The sequence below is a fragment of the Bacillus sp. 05T21 genome (assembly GCF_056396785.1).
The window spans coordinates 25,799-44,652 of sequence record NZ_JBFTMD010000002.1 but is presented as its reverse complement, the minus strand read 5'-3'; the positions used below and the strand labels follow the sequence as shown (position 1 = coordinate 44,652).

The window sequence follows — 18,854 nt, the reverse complement described above, 5'->3', positions numbered from 1 at the left end:
TATGGATAAAAGACTATTATCGATGTTAAACGAACTCCAATATTCAGAAGAAGAAATTACATGTTTAGAGAAAGAAGCGAATGAGTCTATAAATATAGATAAGTATTATGTGAGAAATGGAGAGTTATTAAAAAAAATAACTTTACAAATGTTGGAAGAGTCAATTCGCAACGAATTATAAGCTGGTGAAGAAATTGAGAAGGAACTGTTAGTAGACGAAGGATATATGGCAAATAATAAAGTAATACCAAATATATATTACGTAGGAGCTACTTTTTATTATTATATCGTTTTAACAAATAAAAGAGTGATTATGAAAGGATTAGATTGTTATTTTAAAAAAACAAATGAACATAGCATGCCAATAGAGGATATACAATCCATTTCGCAACATAAAAAAATGAAAAATGTCTTTGAGATTAAATATAATAACACTCATATACAATTTGGAAGTATTGAGTATGCACGTGAAGTTGCAATGATAGTTATGGAGTTAAAAAAACGCGGAGTAAAAGTAGAAAAGTATACAGATTTTGAAAAAGGGTTTTTCTTATTTTTTAATATATTCGTGATAGTAAGTGCAGGTCTTTGCTTTATAAAATATTTAATGTAAAAAGCGGCATAATAGCCGCTTTTTATCGTTTTATTTAGTATTCGATTTAAAATATTTGTCTTATGAAAGAACGATTATTGCTAATTGTAAACTGCCAATAAAGTTATTTAAGTTTTGATATAGAATGCCCCATCGCACTTGAAAATGCAGCAATAATTTCGTTTGAACCTATCTATTATTGTCCACTATCTAAAGCACCCTCTATAACAAGTTCAAACTTTCAATAAGAAGATAACCCCCCGTGCAACTTAAAAGGATATACGTAAATATTTTGAAAATCCGTTGATTAAGCCATTTGAAAATAATTTGACCTATATATAAACCTAGAAATACGATTGGAATAGCATAAAAACTTGATTCCCAAATTGTTTTGTTTGTGCCAGTAAAGAGTATTTGAGTTATGAGACTAATGAAATATATAAACAGATAAAAAGCCAAAGTAGTTGCTCTCAACTTCTCTTTTTTCGTATCAGTTCCTGTAAAGTAAAGTAACAGGGGTGGTCCTGGCATACCGATACTTGTCGTTAAAAGACCGGATAATCCACCCACTAAGAAATCTCTAGATTTTGTTGATTTAATCTTAAAGTTGCATATTAGCATCAACGTTAATAGTAAGAGCAGGATGCTAATTGCTAATTTAAATGTGTTGATGTTAATGGAAATGAAAATTAAAATACCAAAAGGAACACCAACTATACTTCCGAAAATTAATCTTTTCAGTAGAATAAAATCAATGTCCATTCTTATTTTCCAAATGAGTGATATGGAAATAATTAATGATAAAATGATATTTATTTGTATAGCTTCTTGTGGTAGAAATAGCATGAGTAAGAAAGGTGTTGCCATAATAGAAAAGCCAAAACCTGTACTTGTTTGTAAAATAGAAGCTACTAATATAATACATATGAAAATGAATATAATCCCCCAAATAGCCCCCCTACATAATCAGATCCAATAAATATTTTAACATAAAGTGAAATTTTAATCAGTGGGGGTTTTGTTCATCCCCCACTGATTATTAGCCCACACCAATTGGGATCTTGCTGCCCGGCAAATAGCCGCTTTTTATGTTGCGGTTAATATTCCAAAGATGATCCTGTAGCTTTAAAATATTTTTCTCGTGAAGGCGTCATTACCCGGATTGCTAATAAACAGGAAAGGAAAAGAATGAGTAATGAACTACTGATTACAGTAATTTGAACGGAAAGAAATTGTGCGGATGCTCCAATTGCTAAAATGAAAAAGATTTGGATGAAATTTTTTATTGAATCAAACACGCTATCGATACGTCCTATCATATGTACAGGGATGTTATTTTGATAAAATGTTATAAAGCCAGTACCAGCAAATGATGAAGAAATGCCAAGTAAAATGAAACCGCTCGCTGCGACTATAAATGAATTTGAAAAGGCAAAAATCACATAACCTATTGCTGTGAAAATCATACCTAATCCGATACAATGTTGAATTGCTAATCGTTTGGCAAAGAGAGAGACGAGAAATGAACCGAAAACGTAAGCGGCACCAGTTATACTAACAAGCATGCTATATTCTATATCGGATAAAAACAGTACTTGATTTGTGAAAACAACTTCTTGTGAATCGAGTGCCATAGAAACAAGCATAGTAGCTTGAAATAAAACGAATATGAGAATTATGTAAGTTTCCGTTCGAGCGAATGAAAAAACTTGTTTCCAATCACTTCGTAATGTTTGTAAGAAAGTATTTGAAACCTCTTCGTTTTGCTTTGTTTGTAATGTAATGTTTGGCAAGAAGTAAATGAGAATGGTAGAAAGTAGAAATGAAAGTGAGTTGCAGTAAATAACAAAGGATGCTGAGTACGTGGTGAGAAGTATTCCAGCAAGGGCTGGACCGATAATAAAAGCCCCGCTTGTACAAAAGTTATTCCAAGCGTTGAATTGAGCGCGCTCTTCAGCTCGTATGAGCATTGTTTTATAAGTAAATGAAGCTGGATCGAAAAATGATGTAGCAATGCGAGTTAAAAAGATAAAAATATAAATGACCCAAATAGAATCAAATAGTGGAATACAGCCAATGAGAGCTGCTCGAATTATATCTGTGATGAGCATAATTGACCGTTTATTTAATCGATCTACAATACTACCAGACCATATTTTTGTAACAACGGTGGCAATTGGACCTACAATCCATAATCCTGCTACAGCAGCAGGGGAGTTTGTGCTATTTAACACCATTAAGTTTAGAGCGATGAGATACATAAAATCACCTAAACGAGAAATGCCTGTTCCCGACAATAATAATAGTTTATTTTTCATGGGCATATGGACCTTTCTTTCATTGTTTTTTTATACGGCAGGAAATAGCGTATTCCTCTTCTGAGGCTGATTGACGAGCGGTTTTGCTTTCCCAGCGTAATAAAACTTGTGAGATCTCCCAAGTGAGTTGTTGTAATTCCTCTGGAGTTAAAAATAAATGAGAGACAATATGGCTCCCTGTATTTGTTCCTTCCGTTCCTGCTTCTTCAATATAGAAGTGAGCAGATTTTGCTTTATAGTACTTTTCAATAATCCCTCGTTTTTCCTTTTTATCTACTAATTCAAGTAAGCCTCCGTCAAATAAAATTTGGATGTGATAGTGAACGCTACCAGCAGATTTATTTAGTTTAGTAGATACTTGTTTTGCAGTGAGTGTTTCGTCTTTTAAAAGGTGAAGAATTTGAATGCGAGTTGCATTGGAAATTAGCTTTTGTTGTTCTGCTGAAATGGTAAGTCGATCCTCAAACATTATGTTAGCTCCTTTCTTATAATCTAAATTTATTATACATTCTAAAAAATTAGAACGTAAGAGAAATAAATCGCCTTTTTCTTGTGAATTTCGACAAAAATAAAAATGGCATGTACATATACATGCCATTAAGTGATAGTAGATTCTTCACTAAGTTCCCCGCCATAAAATAAGAAAAGCCATATAAAACTAACAAAAATACAGCATATAGCTAACAAGCTACCAATCACTTGAGGAGAAAGGATTTCTAAAAACCATCCTGTAATAAACATAGATAACTGAATAAGCGATCCGTAGATGGAATAATGAAATGAAAAAACTTTACCAATCATGTTTTCTTGCGTATACGTTTGTAGTAATGTCGTATCAAGTGGAACGATGATTCCTCCTGCTATACGCATACAGAGTAATGTAATGATACCGATAATAAGCTGATCGGATAGAATGAATCCGAGAAAGAAAATTCCTTGTAGTAAATAGGCCCAACCAAATGCTCTTTTCATTTTGTCTTCATTTTTAGACATATAAAGATTAACGAGGAGACTGCCAATCATAAGTCCAGCCCCTTGAACCGCATATAAAATACCAATGTTAGTGTGGAAGATTCTTTCGGCATAGATTGTTAGAAGTAACTGATAGGCACCTCCAATAATGCCCCATGAAATGCCGACAAGAATTAATGTTAAAATAATTTTGCTTTGTAATATGTATGTATAACCATCTTTTATATCAGTGAAAAACGCTTTTTTCGTGCTAAAAGTGTCACGAGAAGGGATTTTTATTTTATAAATAATATAGGCTGAAATAAAGTATGATAGGCTATTAATAAAAAAGGCAATCTCGATACTTAAAGATTGTGCGATGAGCCCACCTAAAGAAGCTCCCATAATAGACATAAAACCATTGATTGTACTAGAAAGGGAGTTAGCGGTTACGAAATGCTTTTGATGTACGATATTTTTTAGAGTTGATTGCTTAGCAGGCTCGAATAAGCAAGAGAGTACTGATAAGCATATATTAGAAACGAAAATAATTTCAATTTTGTAGAATGCTAATAAATAAGTGAGGACGATAATTCCTCGTAAACTATCGGTAAAAATCATGATTTTCTTTTTTGAAAAACGGTCTACAATTCCGCCTATGAATGGGCTCAGAAGAAGTTGAGGTAACCCTTTGCTCATAAAGGTGAGTGCTAACATAAATGAAGATTCTGTTATGCTATAGACGAGTGTTAATAAAGCGACAGTATGAAACCAATCCCCAAGTACACTTAATGTTTGACCATAAAATAATTTTTTAAAGTTTTTATTTGTTTTAAGAAGCCTGTAATAAGAAATTGACATGAGAAATTAAACCTTATCTATAAGTGATGCCTGTACTTGTTTTTTCCATTCACTTAAATACATTTTCTCTGCTTTAGGTAGTCCAACAGGTAATTGTGCAATGAATTCTAAACTATTTCCATCAGGATCGTTAAAATATACGGAGGCGTGTGCTAATTCTGGAAAAACGATTGGCTCAATTGGCTCCATTCCAAAGTCTTTTCGCGCTGGAATTCCTTTCTGTTTGAGCCAGTGTATTGCGTTTTCTAAATCGTGTAAGCTTACTTGGAAAGCGATATGTCGTAAGGATGGATGATAATTGACTTTGTATTCTTTTCCTTCCCAAAGACCAATCCAACTTTCATTTTCTACAATCCAAAAGAAGGCGATATCGTTGTCTCTTTTATATAATTTTAACCCCAGTGATTCATAAAAAGGTATCGAAATTTCTAAATTACAGACAGGTAAATGTGCTTCATAAAGACCTTTAATCATTATTATCCTCCTTAGTAAAAATGTTTCTTATTCCATAGTAAACGATTTCTTGTTAGTTGAAATCACAAAAAAGATGGACATAAATTCATACGAAAGTATGAAAAAACAGCTCAAATATGAGCTGTTTTCGTATAGTTTTTAGTTAACATATTTCATTCATTTAGAGTTTAGCGAAAAGGATACGTATTATATTTAAAACCCTCCGCCGCCACCCCAACAGCTACATCCGATAATGATTAGAAGGATGAATAGCACGATGAGTAAAGCAAATCCACCGCCGAAACCAGCGCAACTACCACCAAAGCTCATGTTTTTTCCTCCTTTTTAGGAAATTAATCTATATAACTAATGGATTACTTTATAAGATATGTTTTTATTTAGAAAAGGAGCAAGTCTTACTTCTAATTAGACAAGAGCCTGTGATCGGATTTAAATGTGATATTTACTTTGTTTCATAGCGCTTTTTTAAAAATGGTAAAACAATATGGAAGTGTATACTAGGTGAATGTATTGCAAATGAAAGGGGTATGTAACTTACAATTACATTAAAATTTCTTTTCACAAATATAAAATTTGTAAAAAAAGCCATTTTTTTATTTTTTTATGAGTGGAAATGTACTATAATTTTACAAGTAATATTATGGGAAAAGGGAGTTTTAGTATAGAGATGGAGATGGGACAATTACACAATAAAATAGAACACAAAAAGAAAGAGTTAATTCAACTTGTTGCTAGGCATGGATTAGATCATAATAAAGTTTTGTTATTTAGTCGAGATTTAGATATACTAATTAATAAGTTTATGAATATAAAAGACAAAGTATATAAGTGATTAATCTTTATTTTTTTATATTAGGATTATTTATTTGTAAAGGGGAAAACAGTTATGGAACACTTACAAGAAGAGTTGTATAAACAAATAAAAGAAGAAAAAGGTGCAGTTACTATATTTTTAAAGAGTGGAGTAAGAATAGTAGGGGAAGTAGTTGGAGTAGATAGATTTACAGTATTAATATTAGTAGATGGAAACCAACAACTTATTTATAAGCAGGCAATATCAACAATTATGAAATAAGACACTCATTTTGAGTGTCTTATTTCATAATTAAATGGTTATTGTTTACATGCTTCAACGTCAATGCCAGCAGCTAGTAATTTTTTTTCTCCGTCTTGTTCAATGATTTTTTGTAATCTAGATAAGAAAGAGTCAAAATCTGTATGTTTACCAACTTGGAAAGTCATTTTATGCTCAATTGGTAGCCAAGTATCAATATCAGCTTCATTATGCTGAATTTTTACTTCAAGTTTATCAAGTGCATTAGCAACTTTTGCTTCATACGTTTCTTTCGCTTCGAACTCCATCCATAAATCGTATAATTCGACGCCAAGAGAACCTTCTAGTGTACGTTTAATATTTAAAATAGCCTTTTGCTCATTTTTTTGTTTTTGTAATTGTAATTCACGGCTATTCATCGTATCAAAGGCAGGAATATCACCAGCTTCAGCTTCGACAAGGTCATGAATAATAACCATTTTAAGTAATTTTTCTATATTTACTTTTTGATCCAGATAAGGCTCAACTAAGATAGCCATTAGGGACATACGCCACGTATGTTCAGCAACACTTTCTTGACGTCCGTTAGAAAGCCAACTATGTCGCATTTCATATTTTAGTTTTTCTGCTAATGCAATGACTTGCAAAATGTTATGTTCCATCGAGATCCTCCTCATATTTCCATACTATAATTCTAATGTGGAAATGAAATGTGTCAATTTTATGAGTATATTGCGATAAATAGATGATAAGCGTATAATGAATGTTATATGTGAAAACGCATTATTAAAATAAAAAAATGTTTTATAAAAATGACAAGGAAGGGAAGGAATATGGGAGACGAAAATCAAGTATTAGCTAGACCACAAAGAAAAAAAAGGAAGTTTGAAATTTCTAGCCCAATTGGCATTATAGTAGGTTTTGCGATTGTAATAGCGGCAATCATGTTTGGCGGTGGTGGAATAAAAGGGTTTAAAAATTTCTTAGATGTTTCATCTATTTTAATTGTCGTAGGGGGAACAACAGCGACAATCGTTGTGGCATATAGATTTGGAGAAATAAAAAAATATATGAAAAGTATTTTTACTGTTTTACATAGAAGAGAAGAAGATTTAGAACAGTTAACGGATTTGTTTGTTGATTTTTCGAAAAAATCGAAAAAACATGGATTGCTTTCATTAGAAGTTGATGGAGAGCAAGTAGACAATCCTTTTATTCAAAAGGGAATTCGTTTAATGTTAAGCGGCTATGATGAAGCGGAATTAAAAGAAGTGTTAATGAAAGATGTTGAAACTGAAGTGTATGAGTTAAGAAAAGGAGCGACATTATTAGATAAGATTGGTGATTTCGCTCCAGCATGGGGCATGATAGGAACGTTAATTGGTCTTATTATTATGTTGCAAAACTTACAAGATACTTCACAAATTGGTACAGGGATGGCCGTTGCAATGTTGACGACATTATATGGATCTATTATTGCAAATATGATTGCAATACCGCTATCTGAAAAAGTGTATCGTGGTATTGAAGATTTGTATACAGAGAAGAAGTTTGTAATAGAAGCAATTTCAGAGCTGTACCGAGGACAAATTCCTTCCAAATTAAAGTTAAAACTTGATACATACGTATATGAAACGAAGATAAAAAAAGAAAAACGAGCAGCCTAGTAGTTTGAGGAGTGGTAAGATGAGTAAGCGACCGGAAAAAGGAGCGCCTCGTTGGATGACGATTTTTACTGATTTAATGATGTTATTGCTAACTTTCTTTGTATTACTAGTTGCGACTTCAAAGCAAGATACAGTAAAATTATCAAAGATGCTTGAAAAGTTTAGTGACGCGGAGCAAGTAAATGCAAAAGCAATGGAAAATACAATACCAGATATTTCACATGAAAAAAATGATGAAAAAGCAGTTTCAAAAAAGCGCATGGATGAATTGTATAAAAAGTTAAAAGCATATGTGGATAATAATGGTGTTAGTCAAGTGAATGTATATCGAGAAGATACAGGTGTTAGCATCGTTATAGTAGACAATTTAATATTCGATACGGGTGATGCGAATGTTAAGGTGGAAGCGAAAGAAGTAATTAGTCAATTAGTAGGGTTCTTCCAATCGGTACCAAATGCAATTGTTGTAGAAGGACATACGGATAGCAGACCGATTCATAATGAAAAATTCCCTTCCAACTGGGAATTATCTTCAGCGCGTGCAGCTAATATGATTCATCATTTAATTGAAGTGTATAATGTGGATGATAAAAAGTAAAGACATGATTGAAATTATTACGAACTTTAAAGATATTCATATAGATGGTATCGTGTTTACGAAATTTGATGAAACAGCGAGCAGTGGTGAATTGTTGAAAATTCCAGCTGTATCATCAGCTCCAATTGTATTAATGACAGATGGACAAGACGTGAAGCAACATATACATATCGCTACAACTGAACATTTAGCAAAACAAATGTTACAAACATCGTAAGAAAAGAGGTGAAGAATAAGGCACTTGCCTTATTCAAACGAGTATGAACGGTCTTTATATAGGTTCTATGGGTATGATGAATTACATGCAGCATATTAATGTTCATTCGAATAACGTCGCAAATGCCCAAACGACAGGATTTAAAGCAGAAAACATGACGTCTAAAGTATTTGATGTGCAAGACACATATCGCCGCGGAGACGGATCGGCGACAAATATCGGCTCGGTCGATTACGCTGTCGTACCAGCTGCGACGCATGTGAACTTAGTACAAGGAAATGTACAAATGACAAATAGTGCTACAGATTTCTTTTTAGACGACGGTGCCGCTGGCACATCATCATTTTTCGTTACATCTAAAAATGATGAAACATTTTTAACGAGAGACGGTAGCTTTACATTAAATAGTGATCGTTATTTACAAACAGCATCTGGTGCTTTCGTAATGGGTGAGAATAATGAACGTATTCGTATTCCAGAAGGAGCAAAGGCAGCTGTACAAGCAGACGGTACATTATACGATGAAGCAACACAAAATAATATTGGCCGCTTGCAAACGAAAACAGTAGATGCAGAAACGAATGCTCGCCTTGTGCAACGAGAAAATAAAAGTTTTACACTAGCAGAAGGAAACGTTGCTGATTTACCGAATGGAACAGGGGCAGTACGTAATCATATGCTAGAAAATTCAAATGTGGATATGACGAAAGAAATGGCTGACCTTATGACGAATCAAAAAATGATTCAAGCATCGCAGCGCATCATGACTTCGTTTGATAAAATTTATGAAAAAGAAGCGAATGAAATATTGACATAAAGGACTTCCAATTAGTGGTGGTCTTTTTTTTATCCCGCAAAAGCCCGATTGGTGAAGGCTAATAATCAGAGGATGGGAGCTCCTCCTCTGAGTAAAGTTTCACTTTATTGTTGCTTTTATTATAGTTACACCATAAAATGATAATGATTATCAATATCATTTTATCTTTAATAAGAATAGAAGCTGTTAGGGTCGTATCATTTGTTTAACTAGGTAAATTAAAAATAAGGGGAAGGTGTGTACATATGTCTACAAAAAAACAGCTTTGCATTGGACTATGTTTGATTTCTAGAAAGAAAGAACAAGAGAGTATGTTTAATTCAGGGATAGATGAACAAGTAGAGTTGGCACTACAGGCAGAAAAGGCTAAGTTAGATTTTGTTTTTAAAGCGGATTATTTAGTGGCACATCCAGATTTAATTGCACGTAATAAGGGGAATGTAATTTTAGACCCAACACTATTGTTTACTGCTATTGCTTATGCGACAGAAAAGATTGGAGTCGTTACGACCGCTTCAATATCATTTTATCCACCATATATATTAGCGAGGCAACTACAATCTTTAAATTGGATTAGTAACGGCCGAGTAGGTTGGAACATTGTCACATCAATTGATGGTGCTGAAAACTTTGGTGAGACAGGGATGCCACCATCTGAGGAACGATACGCGAAAGCGGCAGAATGTACAGAGTTAGTAAGAAAACTTTGGAGGAGTCATCCTTATGAAGTTTTGAAAGAAGACAACGCAGATGTAATTAGAGAGATGGTACAGCCAATTGAGCATCGTGGTGAGCATTTTGAGGTGAAAGGTCCACTTAATATCCCGCAACATATTTCTGGGGAAATGCCTTTATTTCAAGCGGGTGCTTCAGAGTCTGGCCGGAATTTCGCTGCTTCTGTTGCGGATGCGATTTTTGCCGCAATGCCAGATGTAGAATCAGGAATCGAACTTCGTCAAGATTTAAGAAGAAGAGCAGAAAAGCATGGCCGAAAGCAAGATGATATACGTGTATTGCCTGGTTTATATTTCTTTATTGGCGATTCATATGAAGAAGCGCTAGAAATGCACAGGCAAGCTCATCAACATCTTACAAAAGAGAAGAGGTACGCTTTACTCGAAATGGTTCTCGGATTAGATGTTAGAGGGATGCCATTAGAAAGTAAGGTTACTGAACATATGCTACCAAGTAGAAATCAAGCTGTACGTAGTAAAACACATGCCGAATTATTACGGAATTTCATCATAAAAAATGAACCAACTGTTGAGCAAATACTAGAACGACCAGAAGTTGTTGGTTCTGCTCATTGGGTCGCTATTGGCACACCACAAGACGTTTTCAAACAAATTATGGAAAGGTTTGAAGCAGGAGCACTAGATGGATTCATTGCAATTCCAGGGGGACCTCCAAAATCATTGGATTTATTCTTTAGTGAAGTCAGTCCTTTATTCGTGAGAGCAGGTGTATTTAGAGAAGAGTATACAGGTTCAACCTTACGTGAGCATTTGGAGGGTAATATATCAAATGCTCTACAGTTGAAATAATTCATTATGCAAAAAAGCCTTCAAAAAAAGGCTTTTTATTCCGGATAAAAATTCGGAATTGTCAGTTGACTTGTAGGGGCTTCTTTTTTATATTAGTAGGTATAGCAATAACTACTAATGGAAAGTGAAATCGTAGTTTTGAAATTAGAGCTATATAAATTGTGAGGGGTTATCGATGGATGAAATAATAAAGGAGTTACAAAAGTTAGGTTTTTCCCAGTACGAATGTAAAGCATATATTGGACTATTAAAACATTATCCAGTAACAGGTTATGAAGTTAGTAAACAAACAGGCGTACCTCGTTCGATGATTTATGAAGTACTTGGCAAGTTGATGGATAAAGGAGCGGTGCATATCGTTCCTTCTGAACCAGTGAAATATGTACCAGTGCCAGCTACGGAATTAATGGATCGAATGCGAAAAGATTTTGAAAAGTCCTTTGAATTTCTAGACCGAAAATTAAATTGTTTAGAACAAGAGCGACAAATTGATGTAATTTCGCATATTCGCTCAAATGATCGTGTTTTGAAAGAAATATGCAATATAATTAATAGAGCAAAAGAAGAGTTATGGATTTCTGTATGGGAAGATCAAGTGCAAGAGATTGAGTCATTCATTCATCAAAAGGAAGCGGAAGGCGTACATATTTTTTCAATTTTATTTGGTGCTCCAGAAACAAAAATAGGAGCGACATTTCACCATAATTATATGACACCTCACGTCGTTGAAAAGAGAATGGGTGGTCATTTAACTGTTATCGCGCGTGATGGGGAAGAAGTATTAATTGCTAACTTTTCAAATGATAGCACTTCATGGGCCGTTACAACGTATGATCCAGCTTTAGTTCTCGTCGCTACAGAATATGTTCGGCACGACATTATGGTGGAAGAGATTACGAAGGAGTTTGGAGCTGATAAATTAGATACATTATGGCGTGAAAACATAGATTTAGTTCATGTCGTAACAGGAAAACGTACTATAGAAGAAATGGAGGGAGATAATGGTGAATAAAGCTCAAGCACATATGACACTGCAGAGCGATGATTCATTTCAGCAAGGTGTAAAGGATTGTTTACCAACTGTATTTGGATATTTGAGCATCGGTATAGCGGCTGGTGTTATTGCGAAAACAGCAGGTTTCTCGATCATAGAAATTGCTTTTATGTCCACATTAATTTACGCGGGTTCTGCTCAGTTTATATTAGCGGGTATGTATGCAGCGGGTGCCCCAGCCTCGGCAATTATTTTTACTGTGTTCTTTGTTAATTTACGTCACTTATTAATGAGTGCTGCACTCGCACCTTACTTCACCAAGATACCTCTTTTTAAAAATTTAATAATTGGTTCGCAAATTACAGATGAAACTTTTGGCGTTGCAGTGCAACAAGCAGCACAAAAAGGCCATTTAGGCGAGAAATGGATGATGGGACTTAATGTAACAGCATATTTAAATTGGATTTTAGCTACAGTTCTCGGAGGGCTTTTTGGAGAGTGGATACCAGATCCTCATACGTACGGAATGGATTATGCGTTACCAGCGATGTTTATCGGATTATTTGTACTTCAGCTAATAAGTAGTAAACCGAAACTAGCCATTCATCTAAGTGTTGCAATTGTAGCGATTATTATCGCATACGTTTCACACTTATTTATGCCAGATAGTATAGCAGTTATTATCGCAACACTTTTAGCTGCGACAATCGGGGTGGTGATTGAAAAATGGAAGTAAGATTGGACGTATTATTCCTTTTACTAGCAGCCGGAGCTGTCACACTCGTACCACGTATTTTACCTCTTCTCGTATTTAGTAAACTACAAATTCCAGACTGGGGTTTAAAATGGTTAAATTACATACCAATTGCGATATTAGCAGCACTTTTAGCACAAGTATTATTTATGCATGAGACAGTGCAGTGGGATTATATCATTGCGGCAATCCCAACATTCTTCATAGCGATATATACTCGTAGTTTATTAGGAACAGTATTAACAGGAGTCATTGTAATTATTTTGTTACGTTTATTTTTCTAAAAAGGATTCAGCTCATATAATAGCGAAAGGTGTAATAACATGAAATATATAGGGGTGGTGTTATGATACTTTTAACGATAGGAGCAATATTGTTAACGTTGTTTATTTTTTTTATTATCGGCTTTATTACGTTTATGATGTTTGTGGATAAGGCGACACCTCAAATTTATTACACACCTTGTGAATCAGTGACAGTGAAATCTAAAGGTAAACATAGAAGGAAGAAAAGTTGAATATTGGCTTTTCTTCCTTTTTTATCTGATTCTTTTGTATAATTTAAGTTAGTTATTCAACTAACTTAAAAGGTGGTGATATAAATGGCAAAGCCGAATGTTGTGAACAAGCAGAAGTTACTAGAAGCAGCAAAAGAAAGTATTACAGAGCATGGAATGGAAAAATTAACGTTAAAAGCAGTTGCAGAAAATGCTAAAGTTACACAAGGTACCGTATATTATCATTTTAAAACGAAGGATCAATTATTGCTTGAAGTGACTGAATCGTTTTGTAAAGAGTCGTGGGAACAGATAGGAAAGGGTGTACAGCTAGAAAATGCTTTACAATCTGCTAAAAGTAGATGTGTGAAAGATTCAATGTATCATCATTTGTTTTTTCAATTAGTAGCTAGTGGGCTACAAAATGATGCGATGAAAGAAAAAATTGGCGAACTGTTACATTATGAAAATCAAGAGTTAAAAGGAGCTTTAGATACAAAAATAGCGGATGCAATCACATCACAAATTTCAACTGAAACGTGTAGCATTTTATGTAATGCATTAATTGATGGGCTGGCATTACAAGCCTTATTCAATCCATCTTTTTCTACAGATAAAGTATATGGTGATTTGCACATGCTTATGGAAAAGTTTATAGCGCTACAAGAGGGAGGTAATGGGAGTGAATAATAAACTGTGGCTCACTATTTTATTTTCTATTGGGATATGGTTTTTTGCCTCAGTATTTTTTATTGTTTTCGGATCTTCAGTTTTATTAGAATACACTTCAAATGAATTTTTTCTACAAATGACGTTTCTCGAATTAGGAACAGCTATAGCTTTATACTTTGTAATGTGGCTATATCAAAAACTGGACACTTCGAAATATGCAGTTATTAAGTTAGGTATATGTGGTACAGTAATTGGTTTAACCTTAGATTCTTACATCTTGTATAACTCTTCTAATATATTTTCACAATTATCCTCACAGCAGATCATATCATTTACCATTTGGATGGTTATTGCTTATGCTTTCTATTTAATAATTCCTTTAGTTATGGAACGAAAAAAATTGTTGTAAAGAGGTGTTTTCTCCTCTTTACAACAATTACATTCCCGAAAGAACTAACAACAATAATCCAAATAGAAAACTAATAGAAGAAAGGAAACCGATAGATATGGAAAAAATACGATTGTTCTTCCATTCGCGTGCGAAAACGATAAATCCTAAAACGCAAAGGAAAAACCAGATAGGTAGAAATATAAATCGACTAAATTTCTCAGGTAGTAATGAATAAAAATTTGTTAAATATAATATCCAATTCGTAAAAAATAGAGCACATACGATGAATGATTGTAAGTATGGTCGGTTTAGAAAATTTCCTTTTTTAACCGTCATAAAAATGAGAGCTAATGCTGAAATGAAGGGAATTATTATGAATATGAGTAATAGTAATGTTAGTGGCATTTGAAACTCCTTTACAACATAGTTTTCATAAGAAATGAATTTATTATATTGTATACTTGCTTTGTAGATTGCTTGTTATATTTTTCTGTGTATGGATTTAAAAATCCATGTTCGCCATGTAGTTGTTTTATTGCTAATAGCGGATTGCTTTGTTGCTGCAATGCTTTCATTAAGCAGGGGACTGAAAAACTAGCTTCTTGTTCAGGGAAAATAAGTAATGTAGCACATGTAGGTTTAATATGAACATAGTCACGTATACGGGAACCGTAACACCCAATGATAAAATCTATTCTGGGATTGTTACTACAGAGCCAAGCAATTGTCGCTCCAACGCTAAAACCGATAAGTCCAATATGTGTGTAACTACTGGAAAGGCTAGTAATGAATTCTTCAATTTGTTTTTTTCCATCATCAAATCCAATCTGATTCATAAAATACTGATATGCTTTTTCTTCATCACTATAATGAAATGCATTTTGTAATTGTAGAAGGTTAGGACAAAATACATCTATATTAGATGAAGTGAAGCGGTCTATAACGTGCTGCATATGATCATTCACACCGTATATTTCATGAACAACAACGAGAGCTAGTTTTTTCTTCATAGTTACAATGTACCTCTATGAAACTTATATTCTTTCTCAACAAGGCAGATGCGCAGGTGGAAGTTTTCATACCATTGCTCACGGCCTCTTTTTTTCGCTTCTTTATGTAAGGCGTTCTTTTTCCAATTTTCAATTGCTTCAAGTGACTCCCAATAAGAAATTGTAATGCCGAGTCCCGAATTATCACGTGAGCTTTCGACACCTAAAAATCCAGGTTGCTGTTTCGCAAGTTCCTCCATTTTTTCGGAAACGGTACTATAATCTGTTGTATCATCTGATAGATTTGAAGTGAATATAACTGCATAATAGGGCTTGTTTTTTTCTAAATCATATTTCATTATTTTTCCCCCCTTAATGTATAGTGCGAATAATTAATTCATAGTTTGTATTTTAGCAGGTTAAAAACAGAAAAGAAGTAGAAGATTCTTATTTTTTTTAGGTGTTGTAAAACAGAGGATAGAAGGGATTTATATTAAGTAATCTAAAGTAAGAAAAATGCCACTTCAAAAAAAGAAGTGGCATTTTTTATATTTCCTCTAAGCTATTAACTGGAACAGTTAATTCGCGTTTGGGATTTGTTACTTCATATATGCGGGCGGTTTCGTTGCTTTCATCGACGTGTTGAATCATAACAGGCATGCCTTGGAAACTGACATTGGCTTCTTCAGATGACTCGGAAAGCTCTTTTGCGCGTTGTATATTCATTTATATTCCTCCCATCATTATTATCTTTGCAAAAAAGGAGGAATAATATACCATTTCGAGACATTTTTAAAGTTTTTGTATTATTTGTAATGTTTCTTTAATAAATGAAGAGAAGATGGAATCCGGGTAGGATTGTATCTTTTGAGCGGCTTCTGTAGCTTCCTCCAGAGCCCTTTTTTTATCGTTAAGTTTTACATAACAAAGGGCACGATATGCACCTGCTGTTGTAAGCCACGCTTGATCAAGTGGATGGTTCATATAATCCGGCATGATACCACGTTGCAATGTTTGTAAAGCTTCCTCGTAATGTTTCAATCCGTATAAAGCTTTTCCTTTTTCAAGATAATACAATCCGTCGTCTTGAAAAAGTGGCTCATCTTTTAGTTTCTCTCGAAATTGTTCTAGATGTTTTAATGCGATTGTATATTCATTAGTAATCGTGTTGTAGTAGTAAGCTTTTAAAATATCAATAATCGCAATGGATAAAGTATCTTCTGTAAAAATGGCAAATTGCTCAGATTTTTTTATGTAATATAAATATTTTTCTTTATCAGCCGTAATGACTTTTTGGTAAGATAAAATACGGTAAAATTCGTCTGTTTTATAGTATACTTGATGCTTTTTTGAAAAGGCGAGTGCCTCTAATATGGTTTTTTCACATGTTTCATAATCGCCACATGCAAGTAAAACAATCGCTTCTTTTAAGCACAATTGGATGTGTATAATAAGATCCATTTCTAAATGCTTCGCTTCATAATCATCACGAATACTAGTAATAAGCTGTAAACATTCCTCATACTTTTTACGTGAGAATAACGTATAAGAAAATGTTAATTTTGTTTCGGTACTGTCTCTGTATAAAGTATATTTTTCAAAAATAGAAGTTGTTTTTTCAATGAAAGATTCAATGTTGTAATCTTTCATAATCGCCGCAGCTGTTACAAATTGTTTATATAAACGAGCGGTATTTAAAGTAGAAGGTAGCTCTTTTTGAACGATAGGTAGTAAAGTCTCATATACTTCATCACACTTATTTGCCTTTATTAGTTGTTCCATTTGTTGAATGAGTTCTACGATTTCTACATCATCTTCTTCTAGTAAAAAACTCGTTTCGCATCCAAGTTTATTAGCGATATATTGTAATGTTTTCATGGAAGGTGTAGCTTTTCCATTTTCAATTTGACTTAACATACTTTTTGTCAGTTCTGAACCTGCTATTTCTGTTTGAGTAAGCTTTTTTTCCTTTCGTAACGTTTTAATTTTTTCGCCGAGAGTAGCCATCACATGCTCCTTTATAATTGAAAAGTTAAATACAATTAAACTTTTTGTTGTAAAAATTGGAAAGTTGATTATATAATAAGTTTAACACAATTTAACTTTTAAGGGGAGAGTGTCATAATGGGGGATGTAAGTATAGTTCCAAATGATTCAAAAATGAAGATTGCAACGAGAAATATTATTTTAATGATGATTGGAAAAATGACGTCCTTGTTAGGGGCGGGTATTTATACGTTTGCAATGGGATTATACATATTAAAGACAACTGGTTCAGGAATGGGGTTTGCAACTACTCTTATTTGCGGATCAATACCAAGAATGATCTGTGGCCCAATTGCAGGTGCTGTAGCTGACCGTGTGAACCGAAGATGGCTTGTAATTGGCACTGATTTATTAAGTAGCTTAACAATGCTTATCATGTTTATTCTTGCTACTATATTTGGACCATCACTTCTGTTTATTTATGTATCAGCGGCATTATTATCAATTTGTGCAAGTTTTTATTCTGTTTCATTAACTTCGTCTATTCCTAATTTAGTAGATGAGGAGCGTATTCAAAAAGCGAGTGCTTTAAATCAGACGGCATCATCTTTATCGAATATTTTAGCGCCGATTATTGGAGGAGTTGTATTTGGTTTCTTTTCAATCAAAACATTTTTCCTGTTAAATAGTATTACATTCTTTTTAGCAGTTATTGTACAATTATTCATCGTATTTGATTTATATAAAAAAGAATTGGCCGAAAGTAAAGAGCATTTCTTGACGAGTATAAAAGAAGGTTTTTCATATGTGAAACGACAGCATGAAATATATGGTTTAATGAAAATTGCAGTAGGGGTAAACTTTTTTGCGAGTGCACTTTTCGTTTCGCTTCCATATATTATTATTAAAAATTTGCAATTATCCTCGAAGCAACTCGGTGTTGTAGAGGGAATGTTAGCAGTCGGGATGCTAATTGGTGCAATTGTTTTATCAGTACGTAAAGAAGTGAATAATCCGTTTCGCTCTGTTTATATTGGACTGTTTTTATTTGCGGGCTTGAGTTTATGCACAGTCTTTCCGTTGTTAGTTATCATTCCGAAAGTAGCAAGTTTTATTTACTATATCACTTTTATGATTTTAACTGGTATATCAATGATGGTTGTAAATATCCCGATGCAAGTACATATGCAAAAGACGACAGATCCAAACTATTTAGGACGTGTATTCGGTCTACTTGAAACAATTTCTACTGCAATCGCACCGCTTGGAATGATTGTATATGGATTATTATTAGATATGTTACCGACTAGCATTGTTATGATGACATTAGGTGGAGGATTATTGTTAGTTGTATTAGTTGGAGTAAAGCAGCATATGGCGAAAAAACAAGTGGATGTATCGGTTTGAAAGAAAATTTTAACAATATAAAAATGACCATATTAGTATTTTAGTTTTTGAAACTCCTTTTCATGTATGTTA

General features: G+C 33.7%; 24 protein-coding genes and 3 pseudogenes. 15 read left to right on the top strand and 12 right to left on the bottom strand.

The features are described 5' to 3' along the window. The first annotated feature begins 1 nt into the window (after window position 1). Window positions 2–613: pseudogene (locus AC1DKZ_RS05140) on the top strand (PH domain-containing protein). A 201-nt stretch (window positions 614–814) separates the two neighbouring features. On the opposite strand, the gene AC1DKZ_RS05135 reads toward AC1DKZ_RS05140, so the two are convergent. From AC1DKZ_RS05135 to AC1DKZ_RS05110, 6 genes are all read right to left on the bottom strand, one after another. Next, on the bottom strand, window positions 815–1,543 hold the full coding sequence (locus AC1DKZ_RS05135) for a sulfite exporter TauE/SafE family protein (protein WP_476995988.1): 729 nt from the start codon (window positions 1,541–1,543) through the stop codon (window positions 815–817). Between the two features lie 146 nt (window positions 1,544–1,689). Next, a complete protein-coding gene (locus tag AC1DKZ_RS05130) occupies window positions 1,690–2,910 on the bottom strand; it encodes an MFS transporter (RefSeq protein ID WP_193652551.1) in 1,221 nt (406 codons plus the stop codon). Between the two features lie 19 nt (window positions 2,911–2,929). After that, window positions 2,930–3,379, bottom strand: coding sequence for an ArsR/SmtB family transcription factor (locus tag AC1DKZ_RS05125; RefSeq protein ID WP_476995747.1), 450 nt, complete (start codon window positions 3,377–3,379; stop codon window positions 2,930–2,932). Window positions 3,380–3,507: 128 nt separating this feature from the next. Continuing rightward, window positions 3,508–4,722 (bottom strand): MFS transporter, encoded by a 1,215-nt coding sequence (locus tag AC1DKZ_RS05120; RefSeq protein ID WP_476995746.1) that lies wholly within the window; start codon window positions 4,720–4,722, stop codon window positions 3,508–3,510. A 6-nt stretch (window positions 4,723–4,728) separates the two neighbouring features. Beyond that, complete coding sequence (locus AC1DKZ_RS05115; protein WP_002141096.1) at window positions 4,729–5,196, bottom strand: VOC family protein; 468 nt, start codon at window positions 5,194–5,196, stop codon at window positions 4,729–4,731. Between the two features lie 192 nt (window positions 5,197–5,388). Continuing rightward, window positions 5,389–5,505: a YjcZ family sporulation protein gene (locus AC1DKZ_RS05110; RefSeq protein WP_000007805.1), complete on the bottom strand. Its 117-nt coding sequence runs from the start codon at window positions 5,503–5,505 to the stop codon at window positions 5,389–5,391. Window positions 5,506–5,809: 304 nt separating this feature from the next. Between AC1DKZ_RS05110 and AC1DKZ_RS05105 the strand changes: the two genes are divergently transcribed. Together AC1DKZ_RS05105 and hfq are read left to right on the top strand one after the other, a co-directional pair. Beyond that, entirely contained in the window at window positions 5,810–6,028 is a 219-nt protein-coding gene (locus AC1DKZ_RS05105) for an aspartyl-phosphate phosphatase Spo0E family protein (protein WP_002086516.1), read from the top strand. 54 nt (window positions 6,029–6,082) lie between these two features. Continuing rightward, complete coding sequence (hfq, locus tag AC1DKZ_RS05100; protein WP_476995745.1) at window positions 6,083–6,271, top strand: RNA chaperone Hfq; 189 nt, start codon at window positions 6,083–6,085, stop codon at window positions 6,269–6,271. Window positions 6,272–6,309: 38 nt separating this feature from the next. On the opposite strand, the gene AC1DKZ_RS05095 is transcribed toward hfq, so the two are convergent. Beyond that, on the bottom strand, window positions 6,310–6,912 hold the full coding sequence (locus AC1DKZ_RS05095; RefSeq protein ID WP_002086514.1) for an HD domain-containing protein: 603 nt from the start codon (window positions 6,910–6,912) through the stop codon (window positions 6,310–6,312). Between the two features lie 171 nt (window positions 6,913–7,083). Between AC1DKZ_RS05095 and AC1DKZ_RS05090 the strand changes: the two genes are divergently transcribed. The 11 genes and pseudogenes from AC1DKZ_RS05090 (at window position 7,084) to AC1DKZ_RS05040 (ending at window position 14,418) form a co-directional block, all read left to right on the top strand. Next, window positions 7,084–7,917 (top strand): MotA/TolQ/ExbB proton channel family protein, encoded by an 834-nt coding sequence (locus tag AC1DKZ_RS05090; protein WP_131245961.1) that lies wholly within the window; start codon window positions 7,084–7,086, stop codon window positions 7,915–7,917. Window positions 7,918–7,936: 19 nt separating this feature from the next. After that, window positions 7,937–8,512, top strand: a pseudogene (locus AC1DKZ_RS05085) (flagellar motor protein MotB); the annotation flags it as partial. Further along, window positions 8,505–8,732 (top strand): annotated as a pseudogene (gene flhF / locus AC1DKZ_RS05080) (flagellar biosynthesis protein FlhF); the annotation flags it as partial. The pseudogenes AC1DKZ_RS05085 and flhF, both read left to right, overlap by 8 nt. A gap of 43 nt (window positions 8,733–8,775) precedes the next feature. Then, complete coding sequence (locus tag AC1DKZ_RS05075) at window positions 8,776–9,549, top strand: flagellar basal-body rod protein FlgG (protein WP_476995744.1); 774 nt, start codon at window positions 8,776–8,778, stop codon at window positions 9,547–9,549. A gap of 245 nt (window positions 9,550–9,794) precedes the next feature. Then, window positions 9,795–11,093 (top strand): NtaA/DmoA family FMN-dependent monooxygenase, encoded by a 1,299-nt coding sequence (locus AC1DKZ_RS05070; protein WP_476995743.1) that lies wholly within the window; start codon window positions 9,795–9,797, stop codon window positions 11,091–11,093. 175 nt (window positions 11,094–11,268) lie between these two features. Further along, entirely contained in the window at window positions 11,269–12,105 is an 837-nt protein-coding gene (locus AC1DKZ_RS05065; RefSeq protein WP_476995742.1) for a TrmB family transcriptional regulator, read from the top strand. Next, complete coding sequence (locus AC1DKZ_RS05060; protein WP_002126646.1) at window positions 12,095–12,823, top strand: AzlC family ABC transporter permease; 729 nt, start codon at window positions 12,095–12,097, stop codon at window positions 12,821–12,823. Before AC1DKZ_RS05065 ends, AC1DKZ_RS05060 begins: the two co-directional genes overlap by 11 nt. After that, on the top strand, window positions 12,814–13,125 hold the full coding sequence (locus tag AC1DKZ_RS05055) for an AzlD domain-containing protein (RefSeq protein WP_476995741.1): 312 nt from the start codon (window positions 12,814–12,816) through the stop codon (window positions 13,123–13,125). Before AC1DKZ_RS05060 ends, AC1DKZ_RS05055 begins: the two co-directional genes overlap by 10 nt. Window positions 13,126–13,187: 62 nt before the next feature. Next, window positions 13,188–13,358 carry a DUF3951 domain-containing protein gene (locus tag AC1DKZ_RS05050; protein WP_016088508.1) on the top strand — a complete coding sequence of 57 codons (171 nt, stop codon included), beginning with the start codon at window positions 13,188–13,190 and terminating at the stop codon, window positions 13,356–13,358. Between the two features lie 84 nt (window positions 13,359–13,442). Next, window positions 13,443–14,027, top strand: a complete 585-nt coding sequence (locus tag AC1DKZ_RS05045) for a TetR/AcrR family transcriptional regulator (RefSeq protein ID WP_476995740.1) — start codon at window positions 13,443–13,445, stop codon at window positions 14,025–14,027. Continuing rightward, on the top strand, window positions 14,020–14,418 hold the full coding sequence (locus AC1DKZ_RS05040; RefSeq protein WP_113938442.1) for a DUF5367 family protein: 399 nt from the start codon (window positions 14,020–14,022) through the stop codon (window positions 14,416–14,418). The genes AC1DKZ_RS05045 and AC1DKZ_RS05040 overlap by 8 nt, the downstream gene beginning before the upstream one ends. Before the next feature lie 27 nt (window positions 14,419–14,445). Here the strand turns inward: AC1DKZ_RS05040 and AC1DKZ_RS05035 are convergent, their stop codons facing one another. The 5 genes from AC1DKZ_RS05035 to AC1DKZ_RS05015 form a co-directional block, all read right to left on the bottom strand. After that, window positions 14,446–14,805 carry a hypothetical protein gene (locus AC1DKZ_RS05035; RefSeq protein WP_476995739.1) on the bottom strand — a complete coding sequence of 120 codons (360 nt, stop codon included), beginning with the start codon at window positions 14,803–14,805 and terminating at the stop codon, window positions 14,446–14,448. Between the two features lie 11 nt (window positions 14,806–14,816). Continuing rightward, on the bottom strand, window positions 14,817–15,410 hold the full coding sequence (locus AC1DKZ_RS05030; RefSeq protein ID WP_476995738.1) for a dienelactone hydrolase family protein: 594 nt from the start codon (window positions 15,408–15,410) through the stop codon (window positions 14,817–14,819). A 2-nt stretch (window positions 15,411–15,412) separates the two neighbouring features. Next, window positions 15,413–15,748 carry an antibiotic biosynthesis monooxygenase family protein gene (locus AC1DKZ_RS05025; RefSeq protein WP_476995737.1) on the bottom strand — a complete coding sequence of 112 codons (336 nt, stop codon included), beginning with the start codon at window positions 15,746–15,748 and terminating at the stop codon, window positions 15,413–15,415. 187 nt (window positions 15,749–15,935) lie between these two features. Next, window positions 15,936–16,115: an H-type small acid-soluble spore protein gene (locus tag AC1DKZ_RS05020; protein ID WP_001025736.1), complete on the bottom strand. Its 180-nt coding sequence runs from the start codon at window positions 16,113–16,115 to the stop codon at window positions 15,936–15,938. Between the two features lie 66 nt (window positions 16,116–16,181). Continuing rightward, on the bottom strand, window positions 16,182–17,396 hold the full coding sequence (locus tag AC1DKZ_RS05015) for a helix-turn-helix domain-containing protein (protein WP_256484686.1): 1,215 nt from the start codon (window positions 17,394–17,396) through the stop codon (window positions 16,182–16,184). Between the two features lie 117 nt (window positions 17,397–17,513). On the opposite strand from AC1DKZ_RS05015, the gene AC1DKZ_RS05010 reads away from it, so the two are divergent. Then, window positions 17,514–18,782 (top strand): MFS transporter, encoded by a 1,269-nt coding sequence (locus AC1DKZ_RS05010; RefSeq protein ID WP_476995736.1) that lies wholly within the window; start codon window positions 17,514–17,516, stop codon window positions 18,780–18,782. Window positions 18,783–18,854: the final 72 nt, after the last annotated feature.